The organism is Chryseobacterium sp. DT-167, from assembly GCF_058310155.1.
The window spans coordinates 1-552 of the sequence record NZ_JBZEEQ010000117.1 but is presented as its reverse complement, the minus strand read 5'-3'; the positions used below and the strand labels follow the sequence as shown (position 1 = coordinate 552).

Sequence of the window (552 nt, the reverse complement as noted above, 5' to 3'; positions counted from 1 at the left end):
AAGCTCATGTTTCCTTCTACTCCGATGTCGATTCCGGCTTCGAGTGACCGCAACCCCGGGATGACTCCGACGAGGGCTTCGAGACGCTGGATAGCGTCCTCGATGCGGTCCAGCGGAGTGCCCTCCGTGACGCGGAAGAGGACGATGTGCTTGATCATGGTGATTCCTTACTGTGCGGTGTATCCGCCGTCGATGATGATGTCCGTCCCGGTGACGAAGCGCGACTCGTCGCTCGCGAGGTACAGCACGCCGTAAGCGATGTCGATGGGCTCGGCGGCGAAACCGACGGGGATCTTCGCGAGGACGGCCTCCGTGACCTCCTTCGAAAACGACCGCATGATGGGCGTGTTGATGAGGCCAGGGTAGAGCGTGTTCACGCGCACGCCCGCCGCCGCCACGTCGAGCGCGACCTCCTTCGTGATCGCGCGAAGCGCACCCTTCGTCGACGAGTAGGCCACCGATCCGCCACTGATCCCACCGACCAGGCCTGCCGCGGACGAGATGTTGACGATCGAGCCGATGCCGTTCTTCTTCATGGTGGGCATGACCGCC

At 63.2% G+C, this 552-nt stretch carries 2 protein-coding genes; both read right to left on the bottom strand.

From position 1 onward, the window contains the following. Window positions 1-158: Dabb family protein (locus AC4FQ5_RS20060; RefSeq protein ID WP_491146464.1), on the bottom strand; the 158-nt coding region annotated here is incomplete at its 3' end. A 9-nt stretch (window positions 159-167) separates the two neighbouring features. Next, the coding region (locus AC4FQ5_RS20055; RefSeq protein WP_491146462.1) for an SDR family NAD(P)-dependent oxidoreductase at window positions 168-552 on the bottom strand (385 nt) is incomplete at its 5' end.